Source organism: Actinoplanes sp. NPDC048988 (assembly GCF_043197815.1).
GTDB lineage: Bacteria > Actinomycetota > Actinomycetes > Mycobacteriales > Micromonosporaceae > Actinoplanes.
Genome location: NZ_JBICTW010000001.1, coordinates 1,444,329 through 1,467,901, shown reverse-complemented (window position 1 = coordinate 1,467,901; position 23,573 = coordinate 1,444,329). Strand labels below are relative to the sequence as shown.

General features: G+C 71.4%; 19 protein-coding genes. 13 read left to right on the top strand and 6 right to left on the bottom strand.

Annotated features, from left to right (window positions below; all coding sequences use genetic code 11):
• Positions 1-3 precede the first annotated feature (3 nt).
• The gene (locus ACGFJ7_RS06655; protein ID WP_360247179.1) at positions 4-1,155 is read left to right on the top strand and encodes a hypothetical protein; all 1,152 of its coding nucleotides are present in this window, start codon (positions 4-6) and stop codon (positions 1,153-1,155) included.
• 88 nt (positions 1,156-1,243) lie between these two features.
• On the opposite strand, the gene ACGFJ7_RS06650 is transcribed toward ACGFJ7_RS06655, so the two are convergent.
• The gene (locus tag ACGFJ7_RS06650) at positions 1,244-2,440 is read right to left on the bottom strand and encodes an ROK family transcriptional regulator (protein ID WP_360247177.1); all 1,197 of its coding nucleotides are present in this window, start codon (positions 2,438-2,440) and stop codon (positions 1,244-1,246) included.
• A 167-nt stretch (positions 2,441-2,607) separates the two neighbouring features.
• On the opposite strand from ACGFJ7_RS06650, the gene ACGFJ7_RS06645 reads away from it, so the two are divergent.
• Both ACGFJ7_RS06645 and ACGFJ7_RS06640 read left to right on the top strand, forming a co-directional pair.
• Positions 2,608-3,777: a chitosanase gene (locus tag ACGFJ7_RS06645; RefSeq protein WP_392641182.1), complete on the top strand. Its 1,170-nt coding sequence runs from the start codon at positions 2,608-2,610 to the stop codon at positions 3,775-3,777.
• Between the two features lie 54 nt (positions 3,778-3,831).
• Positions 3,832-4,491, top strand: a complete 660-nt coding sequence (locus ACGFJ7_RS06640; protein WP_360247173.1) for a hypothetical protein — start codon at positions 3,832-3,834, stop codon at positions 4,489-4,491.
• Here ACGFJ7_RS06640 and ACGFJ7_RS06635 read toward each other — a convergent pair.
• Positions 4,485-5,648 carry a homogentisate 1,2-dioxygenase gene (locus ACGFJ7_RS06635; protein WP_360247171.1) on the bottom strand — a complete coding sequence of 388 codons (1,164 nt, stop codon included), beginning with the start codon at positions 5,646-5,648 and terminating at the stop codon, positions 4,485-4,487. The two genes, ACGFJ7_RS06640 and ACGFJ7_RS06635, sit on opposite strands and share 7 nt — an antisense overlap.
• 89 nt (positions 5,649-5,737) lie before the next feature.
• On the opposite strand from ACGFJ7_RS06635, the gene ACGFJ7_RS06630 reads away from it, so the two are divergent.
• Genes ACGFJ7_RS06630 through ACGFJ7_RS06610 form a run of 5 tightly spaced genes read left to right on the top strand, consistent with a single transcriptional unit; the run spans position 5,738 to position 10,397 of the window.
• Positions 5,738-6,583 carry a hypothetical protein gene (locus ACGFJ7_RS06630; protein ID WP_360247169.1) on the top strand — a complete coding sequence of 282 codons (846 nt, stop codon included), beginning with the start codon at positions 5,738-5,740 and terminating at the stop codon, positions 6,581-6,583.
• Positions 6,580-7,668: a fumarylacetoacetate hydrolase family protein gene (locus ACGFJ7_RS06625; RefSeq protein WP_360247167.1), complete on the top strand. Its 1,089-nt coding sequence runs from the start codon at positions 6,580-6,582 to the stop codon at positions 7,666-7,668. Before ACGFJ7_RS06630 ends, ACGFJ7_RS06625 begins: the two co-directional genes overlap by 4 nt.
• 30 nt (positions 7,669-7,698) lie before the next feature.
• On the top strand, positions 7,699-8,157 hold the full coding sequence (locus tag ACGFJ7_RS06620) for an SRPBCC family protein (protein WP_360247165.1): 459 nt from the start codon (positions 7,699-7,701) through the stop codon (positions 8,155-8,157).
• Positions 8,158-8,171: 14 nt separating this feature from the next.
• A complete protein-coding gene (locus ACGFJ7_RS06615) occupies positions 8,172-9,242 on the top strand; it encodes a PQQ-binding-like beta-propeller repeat protein (protein WP_392641178.1) in 1,071 nt (356 codons plus the stop codon).
• A 36-nt stretch (positions 9,243-9,278) separates the two neighbouring features.
• A complete protein-coding gene (locus tag ACGFJ7_RS06610) occupies positions 9,279-10,397 on the top strand; it encodes an acyltransferase family protein (protein WP_392641176.1) in 1,119 nt (372 codons plus the stop codon).
• Positions 10,398-10,648: 251 nt separating this feature from the next.
• Here the strand turns inward: ACGFJ7_RS06610 and ACGFJ7_RS06605 are convergent, their stop codons facing one another.
• Together ACGFJ7_RS06605 and ACGFJ7_RS06600 are read right to left on the bottom strand one after the other, a co-directional pair.
• Positions 10,649-12,319: a fumarate hydratase gene (locus tag ACGFJ7_RS06605; protein ID WP_360247159.1), complete on the bottom strand. Its 1,671-nt coding sequence runs from the start codon at positions 12,317-12,319 to the stop codon at positions 10,649-10,651.
• A gap of 71 nt (positions 12,320-12,390) precedes the next feature.
• Positions 12,391-13,695: a hypothetical protein gene (locus ACGFJ7_RS06600; protein ID WP_360247157.1), complete on the bottom strand. Its 1,305-nt coding sequence runs from the start codon at positions 13,693-13,695 to the stop codon at positions 12,391-12,393.
• A 208-nt stretch (positions 13,696-13,903) separates the two neighbouring features.
• Here ACGFJ7_RS06600 and hppD point away from each other — a divergent pair, with 208 nt between their 5' ends.
• Genes hppD through hisC form a run of 3 tightly spaced genes read left to right on the top strand, consistent with a single transcriptional unit; the run spans position 13,904 to position 17,302 of the window.
• Positions 13,904-15,058 carry a 4-hydroxyphenylpyruvate dioxygenase gene (gene hppD, locus ACGFJ7_RS06595; protein ID WP_360247155.1) on the top strand — a complete coding sequence of 385 codons (1,155 nt, stop codon included), beginning with the start codon at positions 13,904-13,906 and terminating at the stop codon, positions 15,056-15,058.
• Between the two features lie 58 nt (positions 15,059-15,116).
• Positions 15,117-16,223 carry an RDD family protein gene (locus ACGFJ7_RS06590; RefSeq protein ID WP_392641173.1) on the top strand — a complete coding sequence of 369 codons (1,107 nt, stop codon included), beginning with the start codon at positions 15,117-15,119 and terminating at the stop codon, positions 16,221-16,223.
• Positions 16,220-17,302 carry a histidinol-phosphate transaminase gene (gene hisC, locus ACGFJ7_RS06585; protein WP_360247151.1) on the top strand — a complete coding sequence of 361 codons (1,083 nt, stop codon included), beginning with the start codon at positions 16,220-16,222 and terminating at the stop codon, positions 17,300-17,302. The genes ACGFJ7_RS06590 and hisC overlap by 4 nt, the downstream gene beginning before the upstream one ends.
• A gap of 4 nt (positions 17,303-17,306) precedes the next feature.
• On the opposite strand, the gene ACGFJ7_RS06580 is transcribed toward hisC, so the two are convergent.
• Positions 17,307-18,518, bottom strand: coding sequence for an MFS transporter (locus tag ACGFJ7_RS06580; protein ID WP_360248253.1), 1,212 nt, complete (start codon positions 18,516-18,518; stop codon positions 17,307-17,309).
• 52 nt (positions 18,519-18,570) lie between these two features.
• Between ACGFJ7_RS06580 and ACGFJ7_RS06575 the strand changes: the two genes are divergently transcribed.
• Positions 18,571-19,743 (top strand): ROK family protein, encoded by a 1,173-nt coding sequence (locus ACGFJ7_RS06575; RefSeq protein WP_392641171.1) that lies wholly within the window; start codon positions 18,571-18,573, stop codon positions 19,741-19,743.
• A 34-nt stretch (positions 19,744-19,777) separates the two neighbouring features.
• On the opposite strand, the gene ACGFJ7_RS06570 is transcribed toward ACGFJ7_RS06575, so the two are convergent.
• Entirely contained in the window at positions 19,778-20,290 is a 513-nt protein-coding gene (locus tag ACGFJ7_RS06570; RefSeq protein ID WP_360247147.1) for a hypothetical protein, read from the bottom strand.
• A 277-nt stretch (positions 20,291-20,567) separates the two neighbouring features.
• Between ACGFJ7_RS06570 and ACGFJ7_RS06565 the strand changes: the two genes are divergently transcribed.
• The gene (locus ACGFJ7_RS06565) at positions 20,568-23,570 is read left to right on the top strand and encodes a BTAD domain-containing putative transcriptional regulator (RefSeq protein WP_392641168.1); all 3,003 of its coding nucleotides are present in this window, start codon (positions 20,568-20,570) and stop codon (positions 23,568-23,570) included.
• The last annotated feature ends 3 nt before the right edge of the window (positions 23,571-23,573 follow it).

Sequence of the window (23,573 nt, the reverse complement as noted above, 5' to 3'; positions counted from 1 at the left end):
CTCGTGGCCGCGCCCCTAGATCCCGAGACCACGCCCGAGGAGTATCGGCAACGGGCTCTGCTTCTTGCTGACCTCGGCCGCTATGACGAAGCGGCCGGGGAGATCGCGGCCGGCCTCACCGTGGCGCCCGACGATGCCAGTCTGCTGGCCACCCTGGCGCGTGTTCATCTGGCCGCGGAGCAGCCGGCCGAGGCCCTGGTCGCCGCGGAGCGGGCGGCCACGGCGGCGCCCGAGGAGATCACCGCCCTGGTGGTGCGGGCCATGGCGTTGTCCGACAGCCGGAAGTTCGGGGAGGCGGCCCGGGTCGCGGGGGACATTCTGCGGCAGTGGCCCGCCGACGCGTACGCGCAGCGGACCGGGGCCGCGCTCCTCAGTGAGTCGCGTAACGGCCAGGAGGCGCTGAACGCCGCGTGGAACGCCGTGCGGGTCGCGCCGGCCGAGGCGGAGGCCCACCTGGTGCTGGCGGTGGTGGCCGCGCGGCTGCGGCTCTTCGATCTGGCGCAACGGGCGTACGCGCAAGCCTTGGATCTCGATCCGGCGATCGGTGAGGCGCAGCGCGACATGGGCATCGTGCGGTTCGAGCGGCGGCGCTGGGCGAAAGCGCTGGAGGAGCTGGCCGACGAGGCGACGCTGCCGGTGGCGCCGGACGCCGAGGGTGACTATCCGTCGCCGTTCCCGCGGGCCTATCAGGCGCCGGACCGGCCCGATGAGCCTGAGCCGGCGGGGACCACACACTGGACCGAGGTGCCGGCGGTGAGCCGGCCGGCGGGGCCCGTTCTCGACGTGTCGGGGAGTTCGGCCGGGCAGGTGCGGCGGTTCGCCCTCTACGGTGCGAACGCCACCCAGGTCGCGGCGGTGCTGGCGGGGCTGATGACCCTGGCCAGTGACGGCATTTCGCGGATGTGGGCGGGGCTGATCGGCCTGCTGATCTTCGTGGGTGTCATCGTCGCGCTCAACCGGAATGTTCCGGAGCCGCTCGCCGTCGCGTTGACCCGGCTGCGTGCCACCGATCGGCGGTTGGCCGCGGCGGCGTACGTGGGCTTCGTCGCTCCTCTGCTCTTGTTCGTCTATGCCCTGGCCGGCGGCATCGTGGCGCTGGTGTCGGCCATGGTGCTGGCCGCGGTCGCCGAGCTTTTGATCCTGACGAGGCGCTAGGCGGTGTCGTCACAGGACCATAGCCATTGCCGGAGTGCGGCGATGGTGACGGTATCGGTCTGCTTGTAGCGGCGAATCACGCCGTACCTCACCCACCGTCATGATCCTTTGAAGAGATCGAAGAGATCAGGCCTTCCCGTACGGCGGTGAGGCCGGCGTCGAGCGCGCCGAGCAGCACCGCGTCGTCGTCGATGGCGGTCAGGGCGATGGGGCTCTCCAGCGGCGCGGCCCGCCGCATCGCGCCGGTCACGGCGGAGAGCAGGACTTCGCCGCCGGCCTGGGCGATCGGGCCGGCCAGCACCACCAGGTACGGGTCGAGGACCGCGACGACCGCGGCCAGGCCGACCACGATGCGGTCGGCCAGTCCGGTCAGGAAGTCGCCCGAGGTGGCCGGGTCGTTCGCGGCCGCGGTCACCACCTCGGCCGGTGTGCGGCCCGGAACGCCGTTGTCCCGGGCCAACTCCAGGATGGCCTCGCCGCCGAACAGGTGTTGCAGGTCGAGCTTGCGGTCGGCCGAGTCGGGCGAGTAGAGCGGCATGTAGCCGATCTCGCCCGCCCCGCCCCGGGCGCCGCGCATCAGTGTGCCGGCCATGTCGATGGCCAGGCCCAGGCCTTCCTGGCCCAGCCAGAGCAGGGCGAAACCCTCGGCGTCGCGGCCGACTCCGCGCCGGCGTTCGGCGACCGCGGCCAGGTTGACGTCGTTGTCGACGCCCACCTCGGTGCCGAGTTCCGCCGCGATGCGCGGCACCAACCCCGTACGGCCGAAGCCCGGAAGATGCACGTGCCGGATCGTCGCCGCCCGGGCGTCGTAGGAGCCGGCCACGCCGATGCGCACGTGGCGCACGCGTTCGGCCGGGACGCCGGCCTCGTCGCGCAGCCGGGCCACCACGTCGGCCAGCGCCCGCATCGGGTCGCTGGTGAGAAAGTCCACACGTGACTCGACGCGTCCGCGGATCTCGCCGGTGAGGTCGCACAGCGCGGCCACCACCGAGGGGGCGCCGCTGGGGCCGATGTCGCGCACGGAGACCGCGGCCGCGTACGCCGCCTCGGGGTTGGCCGCGTAGATCTCGGCGTTCGGGCCGGGGCGGCCGCTGTTGTGACCGACCACTGTGACCAGTCCGGCTTCGGTGAGCCGGCGGAGGACTTCGGAGATCGTCGGCGTCGACAGCGCGGTGAGTTTGCGGAGGTCGGAACGCGTCAGCCGGCCCGGGTCGAGCAGGTGGGCCAGGGCCGCGCTCTCGTTCATGGCTCGGAGCAGCTTGGAGGAGCCGGCCAGACGGGTCACCCGCCGGACGTTAAGCGGGGTCGTCTACGCATGTCAAGGTTCATCGAGCCTTATTGATAAAGTTGGTTAACTGTTCTAACGTCTCTGCCGCGCGCGCCAACCCCTCATCCCCCGTCTCGAGGAGCGCCATGATCCGCGCAAGAAGAGTCGTTTACGCCGGTGTCGCCGTGGCTGTCCCCGCCGCGGCCGTGATCTACGGATTGCTTCCGGCCAGTGCCGCGACCGCCGGCCCCATCACCGGCATCGGCGGCAAATGCGTCGATGTCGCCAACGCCAGCTCGGCCAACGGCGCCGCCGTGCAGCTCTACGACTGCAACGGCACCGGCGCACAGACCTGGACCGTCGGCAACAGCGACGGCACCATCCGGGCCCTCGGCAAGTGCCTCGACGTGACCAGCGCGTCGACCGCCAGCGGAGCCAAGATCCAGCTCTGGGACTGCAACGCCAGCGGCGCCCAGAAGTGGTCGGTCAGCGGCGGCGCCCTGGTCAACACGGGCTCCGGCAAGTGCCTGGACGCCACCGGGCAGAGCTCGGCCAACGGCACCCGGCTGCAGATCTGGACGTGTACCGGCACGGCCAACCAGACTTGGGTGACGCCCGGCGGCTCCACGACGCCGCCGACCACGCCACCTGCCACTGGGGTTAACTTGGACAATCCGGCCAAGAAAGACGTCGCGATGCAGCTCGTCTCGGCGGCGGAGAACTCGTCGCTCGACTGGCGGGCCCAGTTCGCCTACATCGAGGACATCAAGGACGGCCGCGGCTACACCGCCGGCATCATCGGCTTCTGCTCCGGCACCGGCGACATGCTGGAGCTGGTCCAGGCGTACACGAACGCCGTGCCCGGCAACGTGCTGGCCAAGTATCTGCCGGCCCTGCGCTCGGTGAACGGCACGGCCTCGCACTCCGGCCTCGACCCCAACTTCACCCGAGACTGGCGTACGGCCGCGGCCGACCCCGCCTTCCAGGCCGCCCAGGAAGCCGAGCGCGACCGGGTCTACTTCAACCCCTCGGTCCGCGACGGCAAGTCCGACGGCGTACGGGCCCTCGGGCAGTTCGCCTACTACGACGCGGCCGTCATGCACGGCTACGAGGGCATGCGCCAGATCCGCAGCGCGGCCCTGAAGCGGGCCAAGCCGCCGGCCCAGGGCGGTGACGAGCGCACCTGGCTCAACGTCTTCCTGGACGAGCGCGTGATCGAGATGAAGAAGGAGGCCGCGCACGACGACACCACCCGGGTCGACACCGCGCAGCGGCGCTTCCTGAACAACAGCAACTTCGACCTCAACACGCCGCTGGACTTCGCTGTCTACGGCCAGAACTTCCACATCGGCTGATTTCGGTACGGGGCCGGGGCTGATCATCAGCGCCGGCCCCACTAGTTTGTCGGCATGGTCGATCTCGTCATCGCCGGTGTGGCGGTCCTGCTGCTGATCGCGGTCACCGTCGCGGTGGCCCGCAGCGAGCGGCTCACCCGCGGGCGGCTGGCGACCGCCCTGGCCGTGGCGGTCCTGGCCGCGGGCACGTTCGCGGTGACTCTCTACCGGAGCCAGACCGGCCACGAGCCGGAGCCGGAAGCCGCGCCGGTCGTCGTCGCCTCGACCCCGCCCCGGCAAGCCTTCGGTACGGCGGTGCTGCCGGTCACCGTTCCCATGGGCTCGGGCGACAAATACCCGCAGGGTGCCCTGTGGCTCTCGCCGCCGCGAGCCGGGACGAACGCCTACACCGGCGACATCTCGCTGCTCTGCTCGACGCCCGGCAAGGACGAGAAGGTGCAGAACTGCACCGGCGCCGACAAGCGGGTCTGGAGCGCTGAGCCGCTGGAGAAGCGGGCGACGATCGGGCCGGCGACCGGCGATCCGTTCACCGACCCGAACGCCTGCGACGAGGACAACGGCGTCACCTACGGACCCGAGTACGTGGAACTCACCGTGGGCCGGGGCTACTGCCTGCGCCGCGGTGACAACGTCATGGCGATGCGGGTTCCGGCCTTCCCCTCCGGCCAGCCGCTCCCCGAATCAATCACGGTCGAGGTCTCGGTCCTTCACTGAGGGCGGTTCCAGGTCCAGGCGTACGCGGTGTCCTCCACCGCCAGGCCGGCATCGCACAGGTCGAGCGGGCGGAACGTGTCGACCATGACGGCGAGCTCGTCGAACGCCTCGGCGCCGATGGCCCGCTCGACCGCGCCCGGCTGCGGGCCGTGGGTGAAGCCCGACGGGTGCAGCGAGATCGAGCCCTGCTCGATGCCGGAGCCGCGGCGGGCCTCGTAGTTGCCGCCGGTGTAGAACATCATCTCGTCGGAGTCGACGTTGTGGTGGTTGTACGGCACCGGGATGGCCAGCGGGTGGTAGTCGACCTTGCGCGGCACGAACGAGCACACCACGAAGTTGGGCCCCTCGAACGTCTGGTGCACCGGCGGCGGCTGGTGCACGCGCCCGGTGATCGGCTCGAAGTCGTGAATCGAGAACGCCCACGGGTACAGGCAGCCGTCCCAGCCGACCACGTCGAACGGGTGGTGCGCGTAGACGTGCCGGGTCCAGCCGGCCCGGTGCTTCACGTACACCTCGACGTCGGTCCCCTCGGCCTGCAACGGCTCGCCGGGCCCGCGCAGGTCACGCTCGCAGTAGGGGGCGTGCTCGAGGAACTGGCCGCGCACCGAGAGGTAGCGCTTCGGTGGTCCGATGTGGCCGGTCGCCTCGATGGTCAGCAGCCGTACGGGCCCGTCCTGCGGCACGATCCGGTGCACCACCGAGGTCGGGATGATGACGTAGTCGCCGGCGCCGACCTCCAGCGCGCCGAAGGTGGTCTCGACGACGGCGCGGCCGTCCTCGACGTACAGGCACTCGTCGCCGATCGCGTCGCGGTAGAGCGGCGACGGGCGGTCGGCCACCACGTACCCGATGCGGACGTCGTTGTTGGCCAGCAGCGGCCGGCGGCCGAGAACCGCGTCGGCCGGACCGGCGTCGAGTTTGTGAGTTCGCAGATGGCGCGGTTTCAGGGGCAGGTTGGGCGACTGCGTGGTCGCCGGTGGTTCGTACGTCTCGGCCGAGACGATCGCGGTGGGCGCGTGCCGGTGATAGAGCAGCGACGAGTCGGAGGAGAAGCCCTCCTGGCCCATCAGTTCCTCGGCGTAGAGCCCGCCGTCGGGGCGCCGGAACTGCGTGTGCCGTTTGTGCGGCACCTCGCCGACGGTGCGGTAGTACGGCATCGTTGCCTCCTCGGCGTTGGCCTGTTTGGCAAAACCGACATAGCGGACGTGGTTGTCCGCTTCTCGAAGCGTCCATTAGGTTCGGATTCGTGTCAACGCTGGTGCCTCCGCTCTTCGCCGGGCTGGTGGACGACGCGTCCCTGATGCCGCCGAGCCCGGTCAGCGTGACCGACGCCGTCGCCAAGCACGCCGAACATCGCGACGGCTGGTTCGCCGGTCTGCTCGGGTCGCTGCTCGTCCCCGCCTCGCTGATCGGCGCCGATCTGAGCGCCGGCCAGCTGCCGGTCGCCCTGGTCGGCGACGTCCCGTTCACCGCCGTGCCGGTCGCCGTCGAGAAACTGCGCGCCGCCGGCGCCGTGGTCCTGCACCTCGAGGCGGCGGTGGCCCGCCGCGGCGAGGATCCGCAGCCCGGCCTGGCCAACCTGCGGGCGCTGGCCGGCGAGGATCAGAGCCTCGAGGTGTACGCCGAGATCCCGCTCAGCTGGGGTCTGCTGGCCGCCCTGGACGCGGTCGCCGAGGCGCGCGCGGCCGGGCTGCGCATCGCGCCCAAGTTCCGGGTCGGCGGGCTGGCCGCCGAGCTCTTCCCGACACCCGTCGAGCTGGCCGCGGTGCTCTGCGCCTGCCGCGACCGCCGGCTCCCGTTCCGTCTCGCGGCCGGCCTGCGCCACGCCATCCGGCACACCGACCCCGAGACCGGCTTCACCCACCACGGCTTCCTCAACGTGCTGACCGCCTCGATCTCGGCGGACCGGGGTGCCGAGGTGGCCGAGGTGGCCGAGCTGCTGGCGGCGACCCACCCCGTGCCGCTGGTCGAGTCCTGCCGGGCCCAGCGCGACGGGCCACGGCCGCTGTTCGCCGGCTTCGGGGTGGCCAACGTGGTGGAGCCACTCACCGAGCTGGTCCGGCTCGGCCTGATCAACGGGGGTTATTCATGACGGGCTACGGCCTCGACAATTTGCCGTACGGAGTGTTCAGCGTGCCGCAAGGGGAGCGGCGACTCGGCGTACGGCTGGGAAACGACGTCGTCGATCTGTCGGGCCTCGGCGGGTTCTTCGCCGCGCCGTCGCTCAACCCGCTGCTGGCGGCCGGGCGTCCGGAGTGGACGGCGGCGCGGGAGGCCGTCCTCGACTACGTCGCGTCGGGGCCGCCTACGAGCCCGTTGCACGGTGTGACGATGCATCTGCCGTTCGAGGTGGCCGACTACACCGACTTCTACTCGTCCGAGGCGCACGCGCTCAACGTGGGACGGATCCTGCGGCCGTCGTCGCCCGGGCTGCCGCCGCAGTGGCGTCACCTGCCGATCGGCTATCACGGCCGGTCGTCGACGGTCGTCGTCTCGGGCACGCCGATCCGGCGACCGTACGGCCAGCTCGCTGCCGGTTCATATGGTGCGACGCGGCGTCTCGACGTCGAGGCCGAAGTCGGTTTCGTGGTCGGCACGCCGGGCCGGCGGATCACCACCGGCTCGTTCGAAGACCACGTGTTCGGGATCGTGCTCGTGAACGACTGGTCCGCTCGCGATCTGCAAGCCTGGGAATACCGGCCACTTGGCCCGTTCTTGGGCAAATCGTTCGCCACCTCTGTCTCGCCGTGGGTGGTGCCGCTCTCCGTTCTCGCTCCGGTGCCCGCGCCGGCCCAGGATCCGGAGCCGCTCGACTACCTGCGGCCGGCCGGACCGGCGTACGACCTCAAGCTCTCGATCGCCTGGAACGGGACCCTGGTGAGCTCACCGCCGTTCGCCTCGATGTACTGGACGGCGGCGCAGCAGCTGGCCCACCTGACCAGCAACGGGGCGTCGGTCCGGACCGGCGACCTGTACGCGTCGGGCACCGTCTCCGGGCCGTCGCCGGACCAGGTCGGCTCGTTCCTCGAGCTGACCGCCGACGGCGCCTCCCCGGTGACGCTGGCCGACGGCTCGCAGCGAGGTTTCCTGCTCGACGGCGACGAGGTCGTGATCAGCGGAACCTCGGCCGACGGCAAGATCGGTCTTGGATCGGTCAGCGGGATCGTGGTCGGATAGTTACTGTCTGATGGCGTGGGAGGTGACGCTATGTCGACGGTTGTGGTGACCCGCCCGATCGACGCGCCGGTCGCGGTGGTCTGGCAGGTCTTCACCGATCTGAGCCGCCGCCGGGAATGGCTCTCGGCGGTCACCCGGGTCGAGGTGCGCAGCCACGGCGAGTTCGGCGCGGGCACCGTCTGGCGCGAAACCCGGCAAATGGCCGACGGCGGCGAGGTCACCGAGGAGTTCCGGGTGCTCGAGTGCGTCGTGCCGGACCGCTTCGTGGTCACATCGCCCGGCATCGGCGCCGACTACCGGATGACCTACTCGTTCCAGCCGGTGGTCTCCGGCCGGCATCGCGGCGGCACGATGGTGACAGTGGTGCAGAACGGCAGCCCGACCGCTCCGGCCGGGCGGATCCTCGCGCTGATCTTCGGGGGCCTCGCCGCCGAGACCGCCGAGGGCGCCCTGCGGCGCGACCTGGACGATCTAGCGGCGGCCGCCTGACATAACCTTCACTGGTGCTCCGAGTGCTGATCCGTACATCCTTGGCGCTCGTCATAGCCCTCGTGGCCGCCGTGATCGGCTGGCGGGTCCTCAAGCCGGCCGAGGTGGCCTCCGCCGCGTCCCCGCCCTACCCGGTGCCCGTGACCCGCGCGCCGCAGGTCACCGGCCGAACCAACCAGGCGCCGCTGATCGTGGCCGACGCCGTCCGGGTGTATGCGTCCAAGCGCCAGGTGCGGGCCGACCCGGTCTGGGCCAAGGGCGTGATGACCGCGATCTGGTCGCTGCGGCGCTGGCCCGAGCAGCTCTCCGGCGTCGTGGCGGTCGGCGACACGGTGATCAGCCGCTGGGCCGACGGCACCCTGATCGGAATCTCCGCCCTCGACGGCAAGGAGATCTGGCGGGTCGCCACCGGCGTCAAGGCGCCGGCCTTCGACGGGCACCGCACCGGCGCGGCGACCGTGTGGGCGCCGGCCGGGCTCTACACCGGCGCCGGGGCGGTCCTGGTCAGCGACAGCAGCCGGGTGAACGCCTACGACGCCACCACGGGCGCCCCGCGCTGGTCGGCGCCGATCTCATGCCAGGACGCCTTCACCACCACCGGCGGCCAGTTCGTGTGCACCGAACAGGCGTTCTCGCTGGCCACCGGCGAAGCCGTCGCCGGCTGGCCGGCCGGTCCGCACACGCCACTGGGCTGCGGTGTCGCCTCCTCCGGCTGCGGCGGCCTGCGCGACGCGGACGGCCGGGGCTGGCTGGCCACCGGCGCCCGCCCGCAACGCTCGACCGTGCTCGACCAGCCGGGCAGCACGGTGGCCGGCGGCCGGGCGATCCCGCCGCAGCCCGGAGCCCAGGTCCTGGGCGCCTCGAACGGCCGTCTGGTGCTGCTCACCGACGACCGCCACCTCAAGGTCGGCGCCGTGGAGTTCCCGCTCGCCGTCGAAAAAGAGAAGCTGACCTGGAAGCCCGGGCTGTGGCAGGTCACCGACCACTGGGTGGCCATCGAACGCCTCGACGACGACGGGCCCACCAACCCCGAGAAGCCCGGCCACTACTTCACCGTCGACACGGTCATCATCGCCGCGATCTGACCGCCACCGTTCGCCGGCGCCGGCGTTGAACCACAGATGCGCATCGTGGTCCTGGACGGCCTCCGGCTGTTCGCCGCCGTCATGGTCGCCTTCTACCACTTCGCCGGCCGCAACGACGTCACCGGCGCCTGGGGCGCCCCACCCGCGGTGGCGGTCTCCCGCGTCCACGAGGCCGCCCAGTACGGCTGGCTCGGCGTCGAACTGTTCTTCATGATCAGCGGCTTCGTCATCTGCATGAGCGCCTGGGGCCGCGACACCGGGGCGTTCGTCCGCTCCCGGTTCCTGCGCCTGTTCCCCGCCTACTGGCCCTGCGTACTGATCACGGCCACGGTCGTGGGCCTGTGGCCGGTGGTGGCCCAGCCGCTGCGCCTCAGCGACGTGCTGCTCAACCTGACGATGCTCCAGTGGCCGCTGGGAGTCCACGGCGTCGAGGGCGTCTACTGGACGCTCTGGGCCGAGGCGCGGTTCTACCTGCTCTTCGCCGTGCTGCTGTGGCGCGGCCTGAACCGCCAGAGCGCCATGTGGTTCGGCTACGGCTGGCTGACGGCGGCGGTCATCGCCCACACGAGCCGCGAGAAGCTGCTGATCGTCGCCCTGCAGCCGGACTACGCGCCGCTGTTCGTGGCCGGGATGGCGTTCTACCTGATCCACCGCTTCGGCAGCGACCTGAGACTGTGGGGCCTGGTCGCGGCGTCGTACCTGATGGCCCAGCACAACGTCATCGCCCGGGTGGCCCAGACGGAGAAGGCGAACATCAAGGCGCCGCTCTCCGACACCACGGCCATCCTGATCGTCACGGCGTTCTTCGCGGTGATGGCGGTGGTCGCCCTGGGCTGGACGGCGCGGGTGCGGTGGCGCTCCCTGACCACGGCGGGCCTGCTGACATACCCGTTCTACCTGCTCCACCAGAACATCGGCTGGCTGATCATCCGGGCCACCCACGACCGGGCCCCACACTGGCTGGTCCTGATCGGCACCATCGCCGTCATGCTGCTGGTCGCCTGGATGGTGCACCGCTGGCTCGAACGCCCGCTGGCGGCCTACCTGCGCCGCCGCCTTCAAGCGACGCGGGAACTCCCGATCCCCACCAACGTCCGCCCGTCGCCGCGCCGATGGGCCGAAGAGAACCGGGTGCGAACTCCAGGCCAGCGATGACAGGCGAACGCTCGGCGCGCCACCGATGTGCCGTGCGTCCGCCCTGGCCACGATCCGAGTCTCCAAGGCCCGGCCATCCCTGTCCTTCCCGCCGCCCCGGACTAGAAGTACCGGCCCCATCCCGTCGCGTCCCGAACTGCCGGCATGCGAGGCGCGGGACAAGACTCGTCGACGCCGGCAATCGGGTCGTTCGCGCCCCGGGCAGCCGCATCGGAACGGAGCGATCAGCGCATTCTGGCTGGCTCTGCGGTCTACGAAGGGCCGGCGCCGATGCGGAGGAGCGGGTTGGGGCGGGTCACGTCGGCGAAGAAGTCGTTGCCCTTGTCGTCGACGACGATGAAGGCGGGGAAGTCCTCGACCTCGATGCGCCAGACGGCCTCCATGCCGAGTTCGGGGTATTCGAGGACCTCGACGTGGCGGATGCAGTCCTGGGCCAGGCGAGCCGCCGGGCCGCCGATCGAGCCCAGGTAGAAGCCGCCGTACGACTGGCAGGCCTTCGTCACCTGGGCTGAACGGTTGCCCTTGGCCAGCATGATCAGGGAGCCGCCGGCGGCCTGGAACTTCTCCACGTACGAGTCCATCCGGCCGGCCGTCGTGGGGCCGAACGAGCCCGACGCGTACCCCTCGGGGGTCTTGGCCGGGCCCGCGTAGTAGACCGCGTGGTCGCGCAGGTACTGCGGCATGGGCTCGCCCGCGTCGAGGCGTTCGGCGATTTTGGCGTGGGCGATGTCGCGGGCCACGACCAGGGGGCCGGTCAGCGAGAGGCGAGTCTTGACCGGGTAGCGGGACAGCTCGGCCCGGATCTCGGCCATCGGGCGGTTGAGGTCGACCTTGACCACGGGCTCGTTGCTGACGTCGACGTCGGGCAGGAAGCGGGCCGGGTCGGTTTCGAGGCGTTCCAGCCAGACGCCCGACGGCGTGATCTTGGCCAGGGCCTGGCGGTCGGCCGAGCAGCTGACCGCGATCGCCACCGGGCAGGACGCGCCGTGCCGGGGCAGGCGGATCACCCGTACGTCGTGGCAGAAGTAACGCCCGCCGAACTGGGCGCCGATGCCGAAGTCGCGGGTCAGTTCGAGGACCGCGGCCTCCAGCTCGACGTCGCGGAAGCCGTGGCCGGCCATCGTGCCGTGCCGGGGGAGGTTGTCCAGGTATTTGGCGCTGGCCAGCTTGGCCGTCTTCAGCGCGTGCTCGGCGCTGGTGCCGCCGATGACCACGGCCAGGTGGTAGGGCGGGCAGGCCGACGTGCCGATCAGGCGGAGCTTCTCGTCGAGGAACTCCATCATGCGCGCCGGGTTCAGCAGCGCCTTGGTCTCCTGGTAGAGGTACGACTTGTTGGCCGAGCCGCCGCCCTTGGCCATGAACAGGAACTTGTACGCGTCCGGCTGGCCGCCCGGGTCCTCCGCGTACAGCTCGATCTGGGCCGGAAGATTCGATCCCGTGTTGCGCTCGTCCCACATGGTGAGCGGCGCCAGCTGCGAGTAGCGGAGATTCAAGCGGGTGTACGCCTGGTAGACGCCCTGGGCGATGGCTTCCTCATCGGTGCCGTCGGTCAGCACGTGCCGCCCGCGCTTGCCCATCACGATCGCCGTGCCGGTGTCCTGGCACATCGGCAGCACGCCGCCGGCCGCGATGTTGGCGTTGCGCAGCAGGTCGAGGGCGACGAAGCGGTCGTTGGCCGAGGCCCGCGGGTCGTCGATGATCGAACGGAGCTGCGACAGGTGGGCCGGGCGCAGGTAGTGGGCGATGTCGTGCATCGCTTCCGCGGTGAGCTGCGTGATGGCCGACGGCTCGACGGTCAGGAACTGCCGCCCGCCCGGTCCCGCGACGACATCCACGCCCTCGTCGGTGACCAGTCGGTACTCGGTCAGGTCGTCGCCGGTGGGCAACAGCGGCGAGTACGTGAATGCGGCGCCTCTGCTCATGAGCGGCAAGCCTAGGACAGCCGCCGGGCGGTATGCGAACCGCTCCGCCCCTTGCCCACATACCAGTTAGGTCAAGCCCACGGGAGGTACGCCATGTCGCGCCCCGAGACAGCGATCATTCCGCCTGGTCCGACGGCGAAGACCTCGGCGCCGGTACGCACGTCGGCCAGCAGCCGTCCGGATCCGGGAGCGATCGCCACGACCCGGTCCGGTTTCCGGCTGACGACCACGGCGGCGTACGGGGTGAGGGCCGTCGACGGGTTCGCGCCCACCGGCCGGGACCACACAGTGTGATTACCGCGGAAGGCGTAGCCACGGAACGTGTTCTTCGCGGCGTTACGGATCACCGCGTAGTTGTCGTTCACCGCGAGCACGTTCTCGCCCTTGGCCCCGTGCCACAGGACCCGCCCGTCGTGCCCGGCCAGCAGCTCCTCCCGGCCGACCGGGTCGACCCCCAGCAGCACGTCCTCGCCGCCGGCCGGGTCGCGTTCCTGCTTGCAGTTGGAGCCGTTCTCGGCCGTACGCAAATTGAGCCCGTCTTTTTTCCAGACCGGCGCCGACGAGGGGGGATCCGTCGCCACGACGCTGTAGTAGCAGGTCCCGTCGCCGGGTGTGCCGGTGATCGTCAGAACCCGCCCGCCGGCGATGGCCACCCGCTGGTCCGGTCCGGGCTCGACGGTCTGCGCGACCCGGCCGGTCGCCGTGTCCACCACCCGGATCTTCCCGTCGTCCGGCAGTCCGATCAGGCTGGGCATCTGCCGCGGCCGCGCCACGTCGTCGTCGACCCGGTCGGCGGTCAACTGCCGGGTGTCGGGCAGGTCGGGATTGGCGGCGTTGAGGACGAACCCGATACCGCCCGTGTCGACCGTCCACAGCGGCTTGCTGCCGCGTGGCGCCCACGCCGTCAACTGACAGTCACTGCCCTTGGCGCAATGCAGATCTAGAAGCGCGTTCTTGTACGTCCACACGGCGGTGGCCGCGGTGTCGGCCCGCAGCACGGCACCGCTGCGCGGATCGAGCACCTGGTAGCCCTTGGTGAGCAGTCGGCCGGTGGCGACCACGGCGTCGTTGCCGTCCCCGGCGATCGAGGCCCAGTCGGCGTCGCTGTCCCAGAGCTTCACCCCGGCGGTGATGCCGTACGCCTCGACGGAGGTCCGGTACTCGACGACCACCGCGTCGCCGACTATCGCCACGCTCTGCGGGCTGCCGCCGATCCGCTGCTGCCACTGGGCCGCGTCGCCGGCGATCGGCTTGCTGGTGTTGACCCAGTTCCAGACGTTCGGCCAGGGGTTCCACACGCCGGTGGTGGCGAGCACGACCACGATCACGATCGCGACCAGCGCGTAGCCCTTCCAGGGGCGGCCACCCGACGCCATGCGCGACACGCTAGCCAGGTCAATCACCCGGACGATGGATCTCGATCCGCCCGTGTCGAGCGCTTATGTCCTGAAGATCACCTATGGCGGGGCGTGAACTGTGCAAGTTGCACTGTGAGGAAGAGGTTACGGCGAGTGGATCGCGCAGACTGCCCAACGCCGGGAACAACTGTTGCCCCACCCCTGTGAGCTGCGACAACCTCGGCCAATGACGCAGACGATGGAACACGGGACCCGCACCGCCGACGTCTTTCCGGTCAAGGGCGTCGATCATCTTCAGTTTCTCGTGGGCAACGCCAAACAGGCCGCCCACTATTACTCCACGGCCTTCGGCATGAAGCTCGTCGCCTACCGCGGACCCGAGCAGGGCTACCGCGACCACGCCGAGTACGTACTCGTCAGCGGCTCCGCCCGGTTCGTGCTGACCGGCTGCGTGCACGCCGGCGCGCCCGGCGCCGACCACGTCACCAAGCACGGCGACGGCATCCGCGACATCGCGCTCGAGGTGCCCGACGTCGACGCCGCCTACAAGCACGCCACCGGCGCCGGCGCGCGCGGCGTCACCGAGCCGTACGACCTGAAGGACGAGAACGGCACCGTCCGGGTCGCCGTGATCGCCACCTACGGCGACACCGTCCACACGCTGATCGACCGTTCCGGCTACGACGGTCCGTTCCTGCCTGGTTTCGTGGCCCGCGAGCCGATCGTCGACCGGCAGCCCGCCATCGACGCCGGCCTGCAGCCCAAGCGCTTCTTCCAGGCCGTCGACCACGTGGTCGGCAACGTCGAGCTGGGCCGCATGGACGAGTGGGTCGAGTTCTACCGCCGGGTCATGGGCTTCACCAACATGGCCGAGTTCATCGGCGACGACATCGCCACCGACTACTCGGCGCTGATGTCGAAGGTCGTCGCCGACGGCACCCGCAAGGTCAAGTTCCCGCTCAACGAGCCGGCCGTCTCGCAGCGCAAGTCGCAGATCGACGAATACCTCGAGTTCTACGGCGGCCCGGGCGCCCAGCACGTCGCGGTGGCCACCAACGACATCATCAACGCGGTCGACGCCATGCGGCAGGCCGGCGTCGAGTTCCTCAAGACCCCCGACTCGTACTACGACGACCCCGAGCTGCGCGCCCGGATCGGTGAGGTGCGGGCGCCGATCGAGGAGCTGAAGAAGCGCGGCATCCTGGTCGACCGGGACGAGGACGGCTACCTGCTCCAGATCTTCACGGCCCCGGTGCAGGACCGGCCCACGGTGTTCTTCGAGCTCATCGAGCGGCACGGCTCGCTCGGCTTCGGCAAGGGCAACTTCAAGGCGCTCTTCGAGGCCATCGAGCGGGAGCAGGAGCTGCGCGGCAATCTGTGACACCGACCTGGTCGCCGCACACAGAAATCCTCCAGGCCCAGGTCGCTAAGGTTCTTCCATGAGTTCGCTGCCCGCCGGTTGGTACAAGGACCCGGCCGACCCCGACACCCAGCGCTACTGGGACGGTGACGGCTGGCTCGGCAAGGCCATTCCGGCCGACGCGACGCCGCCCGACGGCCCGCCGCCGGTCGAGGAGGAGCCGCCCGCGGCGGCGCCTCCCGCGACCGCGGCCGCCCCCGGCGACTCACCGGCCGGTCCGCCGCCGAGCTGGCAGCAGGCTCCGCCGCCGGGTCCGGGAGCTCCGGGTTCAGGCGTTCCGAGTTCAGGCGTTCCGAGTTCGAGCGTGCCGGGTTCGGGCGCTCCCGGTTGGGGTGCGCCGCCGCCGGGCTGGCAGCAGGGGCCGCCGTCGGGGCCGGGCTGGCAGCAGCCGCCCGCCTGGCAGCAGCCCGGGCCGGCGGGGCAGCAGCCTGGACCGCCGCCCGGATGGCAGCCCCCTCCGGGGTGGCAGCCGCCACCCGGGTGGGAGCGGATGCCGCCCGGCATGCGCGCGGCCATGTATCCCGTACAGGCCCGGCCGCACGGCTACGCGCTGGCCGGGCTCGGGCCACGCCTGGTGGCCCGGCTCCTCGACATCCTGGCCGTGCTGCTGCTGAACGTGGTGGTGAACGGCTGGTTCGCGTACCAGTGGGCCCAAGAGTTCGTGCCCATGTACCGCGCCACCCTCGACGAGATGGCGAACGGCGGCAGCGCGTTCGACGTGCAGGCCTCGGGCCGGATGGACGGACTGCTCTGGGCCATGCTGATCGTCGCCACGCTGCTCTGGCTGGCGTACGAGGCGCCGGCCATCGCCGGCAGCGGGCAGACCCTCGGCAAGAAGCTCATGCGCATCAAGGTGGTCGCGGTCGAGAACACCGAGCCGCTCGGCTTCGGCCGCGCGTTCGGGCGCTGGGCCCGGCTCGGTCTCTGGACCCCGGCCTGGGGCTGCGCCGGCATCGGCTTCGTGCTCCAACTGATCGACTGCATCTCGCCCGTCTTCGACCAGCAGCTCAGGCAGGCATTTCATGACAAGACCGCCCGTACGGTCGTGATCGCCCTGCCCCCGGACAACCACCACCCGGTCGACGCCACCACGAGCGGCACCAATGGAAATGGAGAGGGACGATGACTCGCCTCACCCGCGCTGACCTGGACGGTCTCCCGGCCTACGTTCCCGGTCGCAACCTGGCCGACCTGACCCGCGAGCTCGGCATCGCCGAGGCGATCAAACTGGCCAGCAACGAGGTTCCGTACGGCCCGCTGCCCGGCGTGGCCGAGGCGGTCTCCGAGGCCATGCTGTCGTCGCACCGCTACCCCGACATGGGGTCGGTCGAGCTGCGTGCGGCCCTGGCTCGGCGCCTCGGCGTCGACGCCGACCGCATCGTCACCGGCTGCGGCTCGGTGGCGCTGGCCGAGATCCTGGTCAAGGCGACCGCCCTGCCCGGCGACGAGGTCGTCTACGCGTGGCGCTCGTTCGAGGCGTACCCGATCATCTCGGCCGGTGTCGGCGCGACCAGCGTCCGCGTCCCGAACACGCCGGGGCACGGCCACGACCTCGACGCGATGGCCGAGGCGATCACCGACCGGACCCGCTTGGTCTTCGTCTGCAACCCGAACAATCCGACCGGCACGGCCATCCGCAAGGCGGACCTCGACCGGTTCCTCGCCGCGGTGCCGTCGGACGTGCTGGTGGTGCTCGACGAGGCGTACCGCGAACTGGTCACCGACCCGGACGTGCCGGACGGCGTCGAGACGTACGCGGACCGGCCCAACGTCGTCGTGCTCCGCACGATGTCGAAGGCGTGGGGGCTGGCCGGCCTGCGGATGGGCTACCTGGTCGCGCAGCCCGGCGAGGCGACCGCGATCCGCAAGGTCCTCACCCCGTTCTCGACGAGCATCGTGGCCCAGGCGGCGGCGCTGGCCGCGCTGAAGCAGGAGGACGAGGTGAACCGGCGCTGCGCGCTCGTCGTCGCCGAGCGTGAGCGGGTCACCGAGGCGCTGCGCAAGCTCTCGATCGACGTGCCGGCGAGCCAGGCCAACTTCGTCTGGCTGCCGCTGGGCGACCGCTCGATCGCCTTCGGCCAGGCCTGCGAGAGCCGGGGCGTGATCGTGCGCCCGTTCCAGACCGACGGCGTCCGCGTCACGATCGGCACCCCGGAGGAGAACGACCTGTTCCTGGCCGCCGCGGAAGCGGCCCTGGAAGGTTAGGGGCCTAAGCGGCGAGTTGGGCCTCGACCCGGTGGTGGTCCTCGTCGCTGAGCCGGGCGGGGAAGACCCGGCGGCCCAGGGTGACGACGAGCAGGACGGCGACGACGGCCAGGGCGCCGGTCACCAGCGGCAGTGTGCCGAGGTGGCCGGCGCGGACCAGGCGTTCGCCGAGGAAGGCGCCGCCGCCGATGCCGATCTGGAAAGCGACCACGTACAGGGCGGAGGCGGCGTCGCGGGCGCGGGGCGCGATCCGCAGCACCGAGCTGGCCAGGAAGACCGGGATGGCGGTGAAGGCGCCGCCCCACAGCAGCGCCGCGAGCACGGTCGGCACGACCCCGAGCACGGGTGCCAGCGCGGCCGCGGCGACCGCCAGCACGATCAGCAGGCCGACGACGATCTGGCCGGGCCGCCGGTCCGAGTGGCGGCCCAGCACAAAGTTCGTGACCAGCCCGACCGCCCCGTACCCCAGAAGGAGCGCGCTCAGCGCGACGCCCTCGAGCCCGGCGTCTCGCCGGACGAGCGGGGCGATGTACGTGTAAGCGGCGAAATGCCCGATGACCAGCACCGTCGTGATCAGGCAGAGCGCGGCGACCTGCCGGTCACGGATGATCCCGACGGCGGCGCGCAGCTGCGCCCCGGCCCGGACGTTCAGATCGTGCGGAAGCGGCGGCAACGTCGGAAGAACACGGGCGAGCAGCAGTACGCAGAAGGCGCCGCCGACGGCCATCACGCCCACCGCGACCCGCCAGCCCAGCCACTGCCCGAGCGCCGTACCCAGCGGCACGCCGAGCACGATGGCCAGCGAGTTGCCCACGAAGACCAGCGCGGTGGCCCGCCCCGCCTGCCCCGGCGGCGCGAGCCGCGCGGTGACCGGCCCGATCACCGACCAGAAGACCCCGTGCGCCAGCGCGCAGACCAGCCGCGCGAGCGTCAGCACCGGAAAGGTCGGCGCGAACGCGGCCGCCGCCTGCGACACCACGAAGATCCCCATCGTGATCGCGATCAGCGTGTGCCGGGGCACCCGCATGGTCAGCGCCGTCAACGGGATCGTGCTGACCGCCGCCACCACGGCATAGCTGGTCAGCAGCAGGCCGACGTCCGCCTCGTCCACCGAGAGCCCGTCGGCGATCTGCGGCAGCAGCCCGACCGGCAAAGTCTCCGCGGTCACGTAGAAGAAGGTGGAGGCTCCGAGAACGGCGAGTCCCGGACGGTTCATGGTCACCGCCGAAGAATATGCTCTAGGAACGAGTAAAAGGAGTGGTTGCCCTGTGACGACGCGCTCAAACCAGCTGCTCGGCGTCGTGCACGCCCACCCGGGCGTCACCCGAGCCGACGCCGCCCGCCTGCTCGGCATCGGCACCGGCGCCACCACCGAGCTGGTAGCCCGCCTGTCACAGGCCCACCTGCTGGCCGAGGTGCCCGCCCGCCCGAGCGGCAGCCGAGGCCGCCCGACAACGGTCCTGGTCCCTCACTCGGAGGGCCCCCTGGTCCTGGCCGCCGAAATCACCCACGAGGGCTGGCGCCTCCAGGTAACCGAACTGGGCGGAGCCGTCCTGACCACGATCGCCGCCGGCCACGCCCCCGCCGACCGCCCGCCGGCCTGGCCGGAGGTGGTCGCCGCCGTGCACGCCGCGATCGGCCGGTTGCGTGAGCAGTACCCCGGCCGCCTGCGCGCCCTCGGGGTCTCGGTTCCCGGCACGGTCTCGCGCAGCCTGCGCCTGGACGCCACGAACGTCGGCTGGCACGACGTCGACCTGACCAGCCTCTGGCCCCCGGCCGCCGACGCCGGCCCCACGCCGGTGTTCGTGGCCGGCAACGACGCCAGCCTGGCCGCCGCCGCCGAATCGGCCCGAGGCGCCGCCACCGGCGCCCGCGTCGCCCTCCACCTGCTCATCGCCGGCGGCCTCGGCGGCGCGGTAGTCGACCAGGGCCGCCTCCTGAACGGCGCCTCCGGCTTCGCCGGCGAATTCGGCCACATGCCCTTCGGCGACCCGGCCATTCCCTGCCCCTGCGGAGCCCACGGCTGCTGGGGAACCGCCGTCGACGGCACAGCACTGGCCCGTCACCTGGGCCACCGCCCTCCCCGAGACCCGGTCACCTACGCCCGCCGCGTCATCGCCACCGCCGCCGACCCGGATGCCAGGGCTGGGGGTGACGGCGGAGCTGAGCGGGTTGCCGTTCGAGCGGTTGCGGCGACGCTTGGGCGGGGCATAGCCGGCCTGGTCAACGCTCTGGACGCTGACCTGGTCACCCTGGGTGGCGTGGGCGCGCAGCTTCTGGCCGCGGCCGAGAGGGAGATACAGACTTCCTACCGAGCCGGGTTGATGGAGATCCGCCGGAGCAGCCCGCCGCCGATCGTCGCGGCAGCCCTGGGCGCGGACGGCCCGATCGCCGGCGCCGCCGAGGAAGCATGGTCAAGCCTCCTCCCGCGCCTCGCGTGACGGCAGGTCATGGCACGCGAGGCAGTGGTGCGTCTCAGCTGGGGGCGCAGTAGCCGGCGACGGGGCTGAGCCACTCCGTGAACTGGGCCTCGATCGTGCTGTTGAGGTCCTTCAAGGTCTTGATTTTGGTGATGTATTTGCGGTCGACCGCGCTGGCGTCGACCTTGGCGGCCGATGTCTGGCCGGCGGCCATGAACTCGGGGTCCTCGGCAGTGGCGGTGTCGGTGCGGATCTTGGTGGCTACGGCCTTCAGTTTGGCGGTGGCGGCGTCCTCGGCCTTCTTGGCGTCGGCGGCCTGCTTCGCCTCCCGGTAGGTGATCAGCTTGCCCATGGCGGCGCCGAAGTCCTTGAGCTCGGCGGAGTACAGCTTCTGCAAATTGCCGCAGACCAGCGCGGTGTTGGCCGAGTAGTCCGGCTCGGGCGAGGCGCTCGGTGAGGCGCTCGGCGTGGGGGCGGCGGCCGCGTCGGAGCTGTTCGCGTCGCTGTCGCAGGCGGCGCCGGTCAGCAGGGTGCCGGCGGCGATCACGGCCAGGAGGGCGCGTCGCATGAGAGGGGATCCTGTTCGTCCGGGGGCGTAGGCCCCGCCGACGTTACGTTCCGCTCGGCGCATCGTCCAACCGACAGTGATCACCGAGGTACCCGGACCGTACCCACAGCCCGTCCGCGTTTGCCGCCGCGGACGGGCTGTCGGTCCCCCGTCGAGCCGACGCCGCCGCATCGGGCTGGGGCGATGGGTTACATCCCCGATGCGGCGGCGAAGCCCAGATTGCCGGACGCCGCTGTTGTTCCACTGTCGTTCCGCTCTCGTCGCTCAACTAAGCTCGATGTCTCGACCGGAGGGGCGAATAGACCGGAGGGGCTGGGAGACCGGCATGCGGTATCGCATTCTCGGGCCACTGTCCGTCACCGTGGACGGACACGAAGTCACCATTACGGCGGGCCGTGATCGCATCGTGCTGGCCATGCTGTTGCTTCACCCTGGTCGGGTACTCGGCGCCGGCGTGCTGGCCGAGGCGGTGTGGGGCGCCGATCCGCCGGTCACGGCCCGAGGTCAGCTTCAGAGCTGCGTGTCCCGTCTGCGCCGGATTCTGCCGCCGGGCACGATCCGTACCGATCCGGCCGGCTACCGGATCGACGCCGGCTCCGGCGATCTCGATGTGGCCGCCTTCGACCTTCTGGTGGCCGAGGCCAGGTCGGCCGAGGATTCGGGTGCCGCTCGCCGTGCGTACCGTCAAGCGCTTGATTTTTGGCGTGGCCCCTCGCTCGCCGAGACCGAGAGCGAGGCCGTCCGCGGGGCGGGCGCGATGCTCGACGAGCGTTGTGTGGCCGCGACCGAGGAGTGGGTCGACCTCGAACTCGACGCCGGTCGTGGCCGGGAGCTGGCCGGTGTCCTGGCCGAGCTGGTCGAGCGCTATCCGCTGCGCGAACGGCTGCGCGGGCAACTGATGACCGCGCTCCACCGGTCCGGGCGGCAGGCCGACGCGCTGGCCGGGTTCCGGCGTGCGCGCCGGGTGCTGCGTGACGAACTGGGCATTGAGCCCGGTGCCGAACTTCAGCGGCTGCACCAGGGAATGCTGGCCGGGGATCTTCCGGTGGCTCCGAACAGAGCGGAGCCGGTCCGCTGCCTGCCGCGAACGGTCGGCGACTTCACCGGCCGCGACGCTACGGTGCGGAGCCTGGTGGCGGCGATCGGGGCCGCGGCCGGCGATCAGCCGGCGGTGGCGGTGATCGACGGCATGGCCGGCAGCGGCAAGACCACCCTGGCCCTGCACGTGGCCGCCCTGGTCGGCGAGCGCTACCCGGACGCGCACCTGTTCGTCGACCTGCACGGCCACAGCGCCGAACGGCCGCTCGAGCCGGGCGCGGCGCTGCTCGTGCTGCTGCGGCAGCTCGGTGTCGACGCCGAGCGGGTCCCGCCGGATCTCGTCGACCGGATCGGCCTGTGGCGTACCGAGCTGGCCAAGCGGCGGGTGCTGGTGCTGTTCGACAACGCCGCCTCCAGCGTCCAGGTGGCCGACCTGCTGCCGACCGCGCCGGACAGTCTGGCCCTGGTCACCAGCCGCCGGCGGCTGGTCGGCCTGGACGGCGTGCATCCGGAATCGCTGGCCGTCCTCCCGCACGACGAGGCGATCGCGCTGCTGGCCCGGATCGTCGGCGGCCGGGTGTCCAGGGAACCTGAGGCGGCGGCCGAGGTGGTCCGGCGCTGCGGAGGCCTGCCCCTGGCCGTACGGCTGGCCGGTGCGCGGCTGGCCCACCGTGCACGGTGGCGGGTGGCCGACCTGGTCCGCCGGCTGGGCGAGTCGGCGCTGCCCGAGCTGGCGGCGGAGGACCGTTCGGTGGCCAGCGCCTTCGCGGTGTCGTACAGCCAGTTGCCCGATGCCGTCAAAAGGGTGTTCCGGCTGCTGGGCATCTGTCCCGGCAACGGATTCGACGCGCTCGCGGTGGCCGCGCTGAGCGGTCTTCCCCTGAACGGCGCGCAGGACGTCCTCGACGACCTGGTCGATGTTCACCTGGTCGACGAGCCCGAGCCCGGCGTCTACCGGATGCACGACCTGCTGCGCGAGTTTGCGGCGGCGCTCGCCGCCGAGCTGGCGCCGGCCGAACGGACCGAGGCGCTGCGCGGAGTGCTCGACCAGCAGCTGCACGCGGTGGTGGCGACCTGCCTGCCCGCGTACCGGGACGCTCTGGACCGGGACATCGGCTCGCCCGAGCCGTTGCGGCCCGATCTGCGGAACGCGCTCGACGGCCCGGAGGCGCGCCTCGACCGGGAGCGGATCAACCTCGAGGCCTACGTCGTTGCCGCCGCCGGCGATCCGGCACTGCTTCCCTACGCCTGGCGGCTGGCCCGTTCCGCATGGCGGTACCTGTGGTTCCACGGCTACCTCGACGACGTGCACAGCCTGAACTCGCGGGCGCTGCGGTCGGTCGAGCAGAGCGGTGACCGTTCGGCGATCGCGACCGTGCTCAACTATCTGGCCTCCGCGCATTACCGCCGGGCCGAGACCGACGAGGCCGTACGACTTCTGGAACGGTGCATCGCCATCCGCGAGGAGCTGGGCGAACGGCGGGCCGCGGTGCGCTCGATGGTCAACCTGGGCGGGGTGCTGCACTCGGCCGGCCAGTGGGAGAAGGCGATCGCCACCGCGCAATCCGTACGCCGGCGGAACGTGGCCGAGCAGGCCCGCGACGAGCTCAACCTCCTGGCCCTGAGCTATCAGCGCCTCGGGCGCTACAGCGAGGCGATACGCCATCACCGCCTGCGCCTTCTGACCTATCTGGACAGTGGCGATCCGGCCCGGATCGGCGACGCCCTGATCAACCTGGCCGTGCTCAAGCACCGGACGGGCCGGGTCGGCCCGGCGGCGGCGCGACGGCAGGTGACGGCCGCGCTGCGCCTGTACGAGCGGACCGGCTATCCGATCGGCGTCGCCGAGGCCAACCACGAACTCGCGATGCTGCTCGGCGTCGAGGGCCGCACGAAAGAGGCGGTGGCGGCCCATCGCCGGGCCATCGAGATCTCCCAGCGGCTGCACGACCCGATGCAGGAGTCGAAGCTGTGCCACGGCCTGGGTACGACGTACCTGCGAGCCGGTGACGGCCCGGCGGCGCGGGCGATGTTCGAGCGGGCGCTGCGGCTGGCCCTGCGGTCACGGCTTCCGTACCCGATCGCGTGCGCGCGCGCCGGACTCGGCGAGTCCCTGATGACCACGGATCGGGTCGAGGCCCTGCGCCTGCTTGAGCAGGCCCGGGCACAACTGGCCGCGCTGTCGGCGCCCGAGGTGCGCGACGTCGAGAAGTCCCTGGCGGCGCTCGGAGCGCTGGGGTGACCG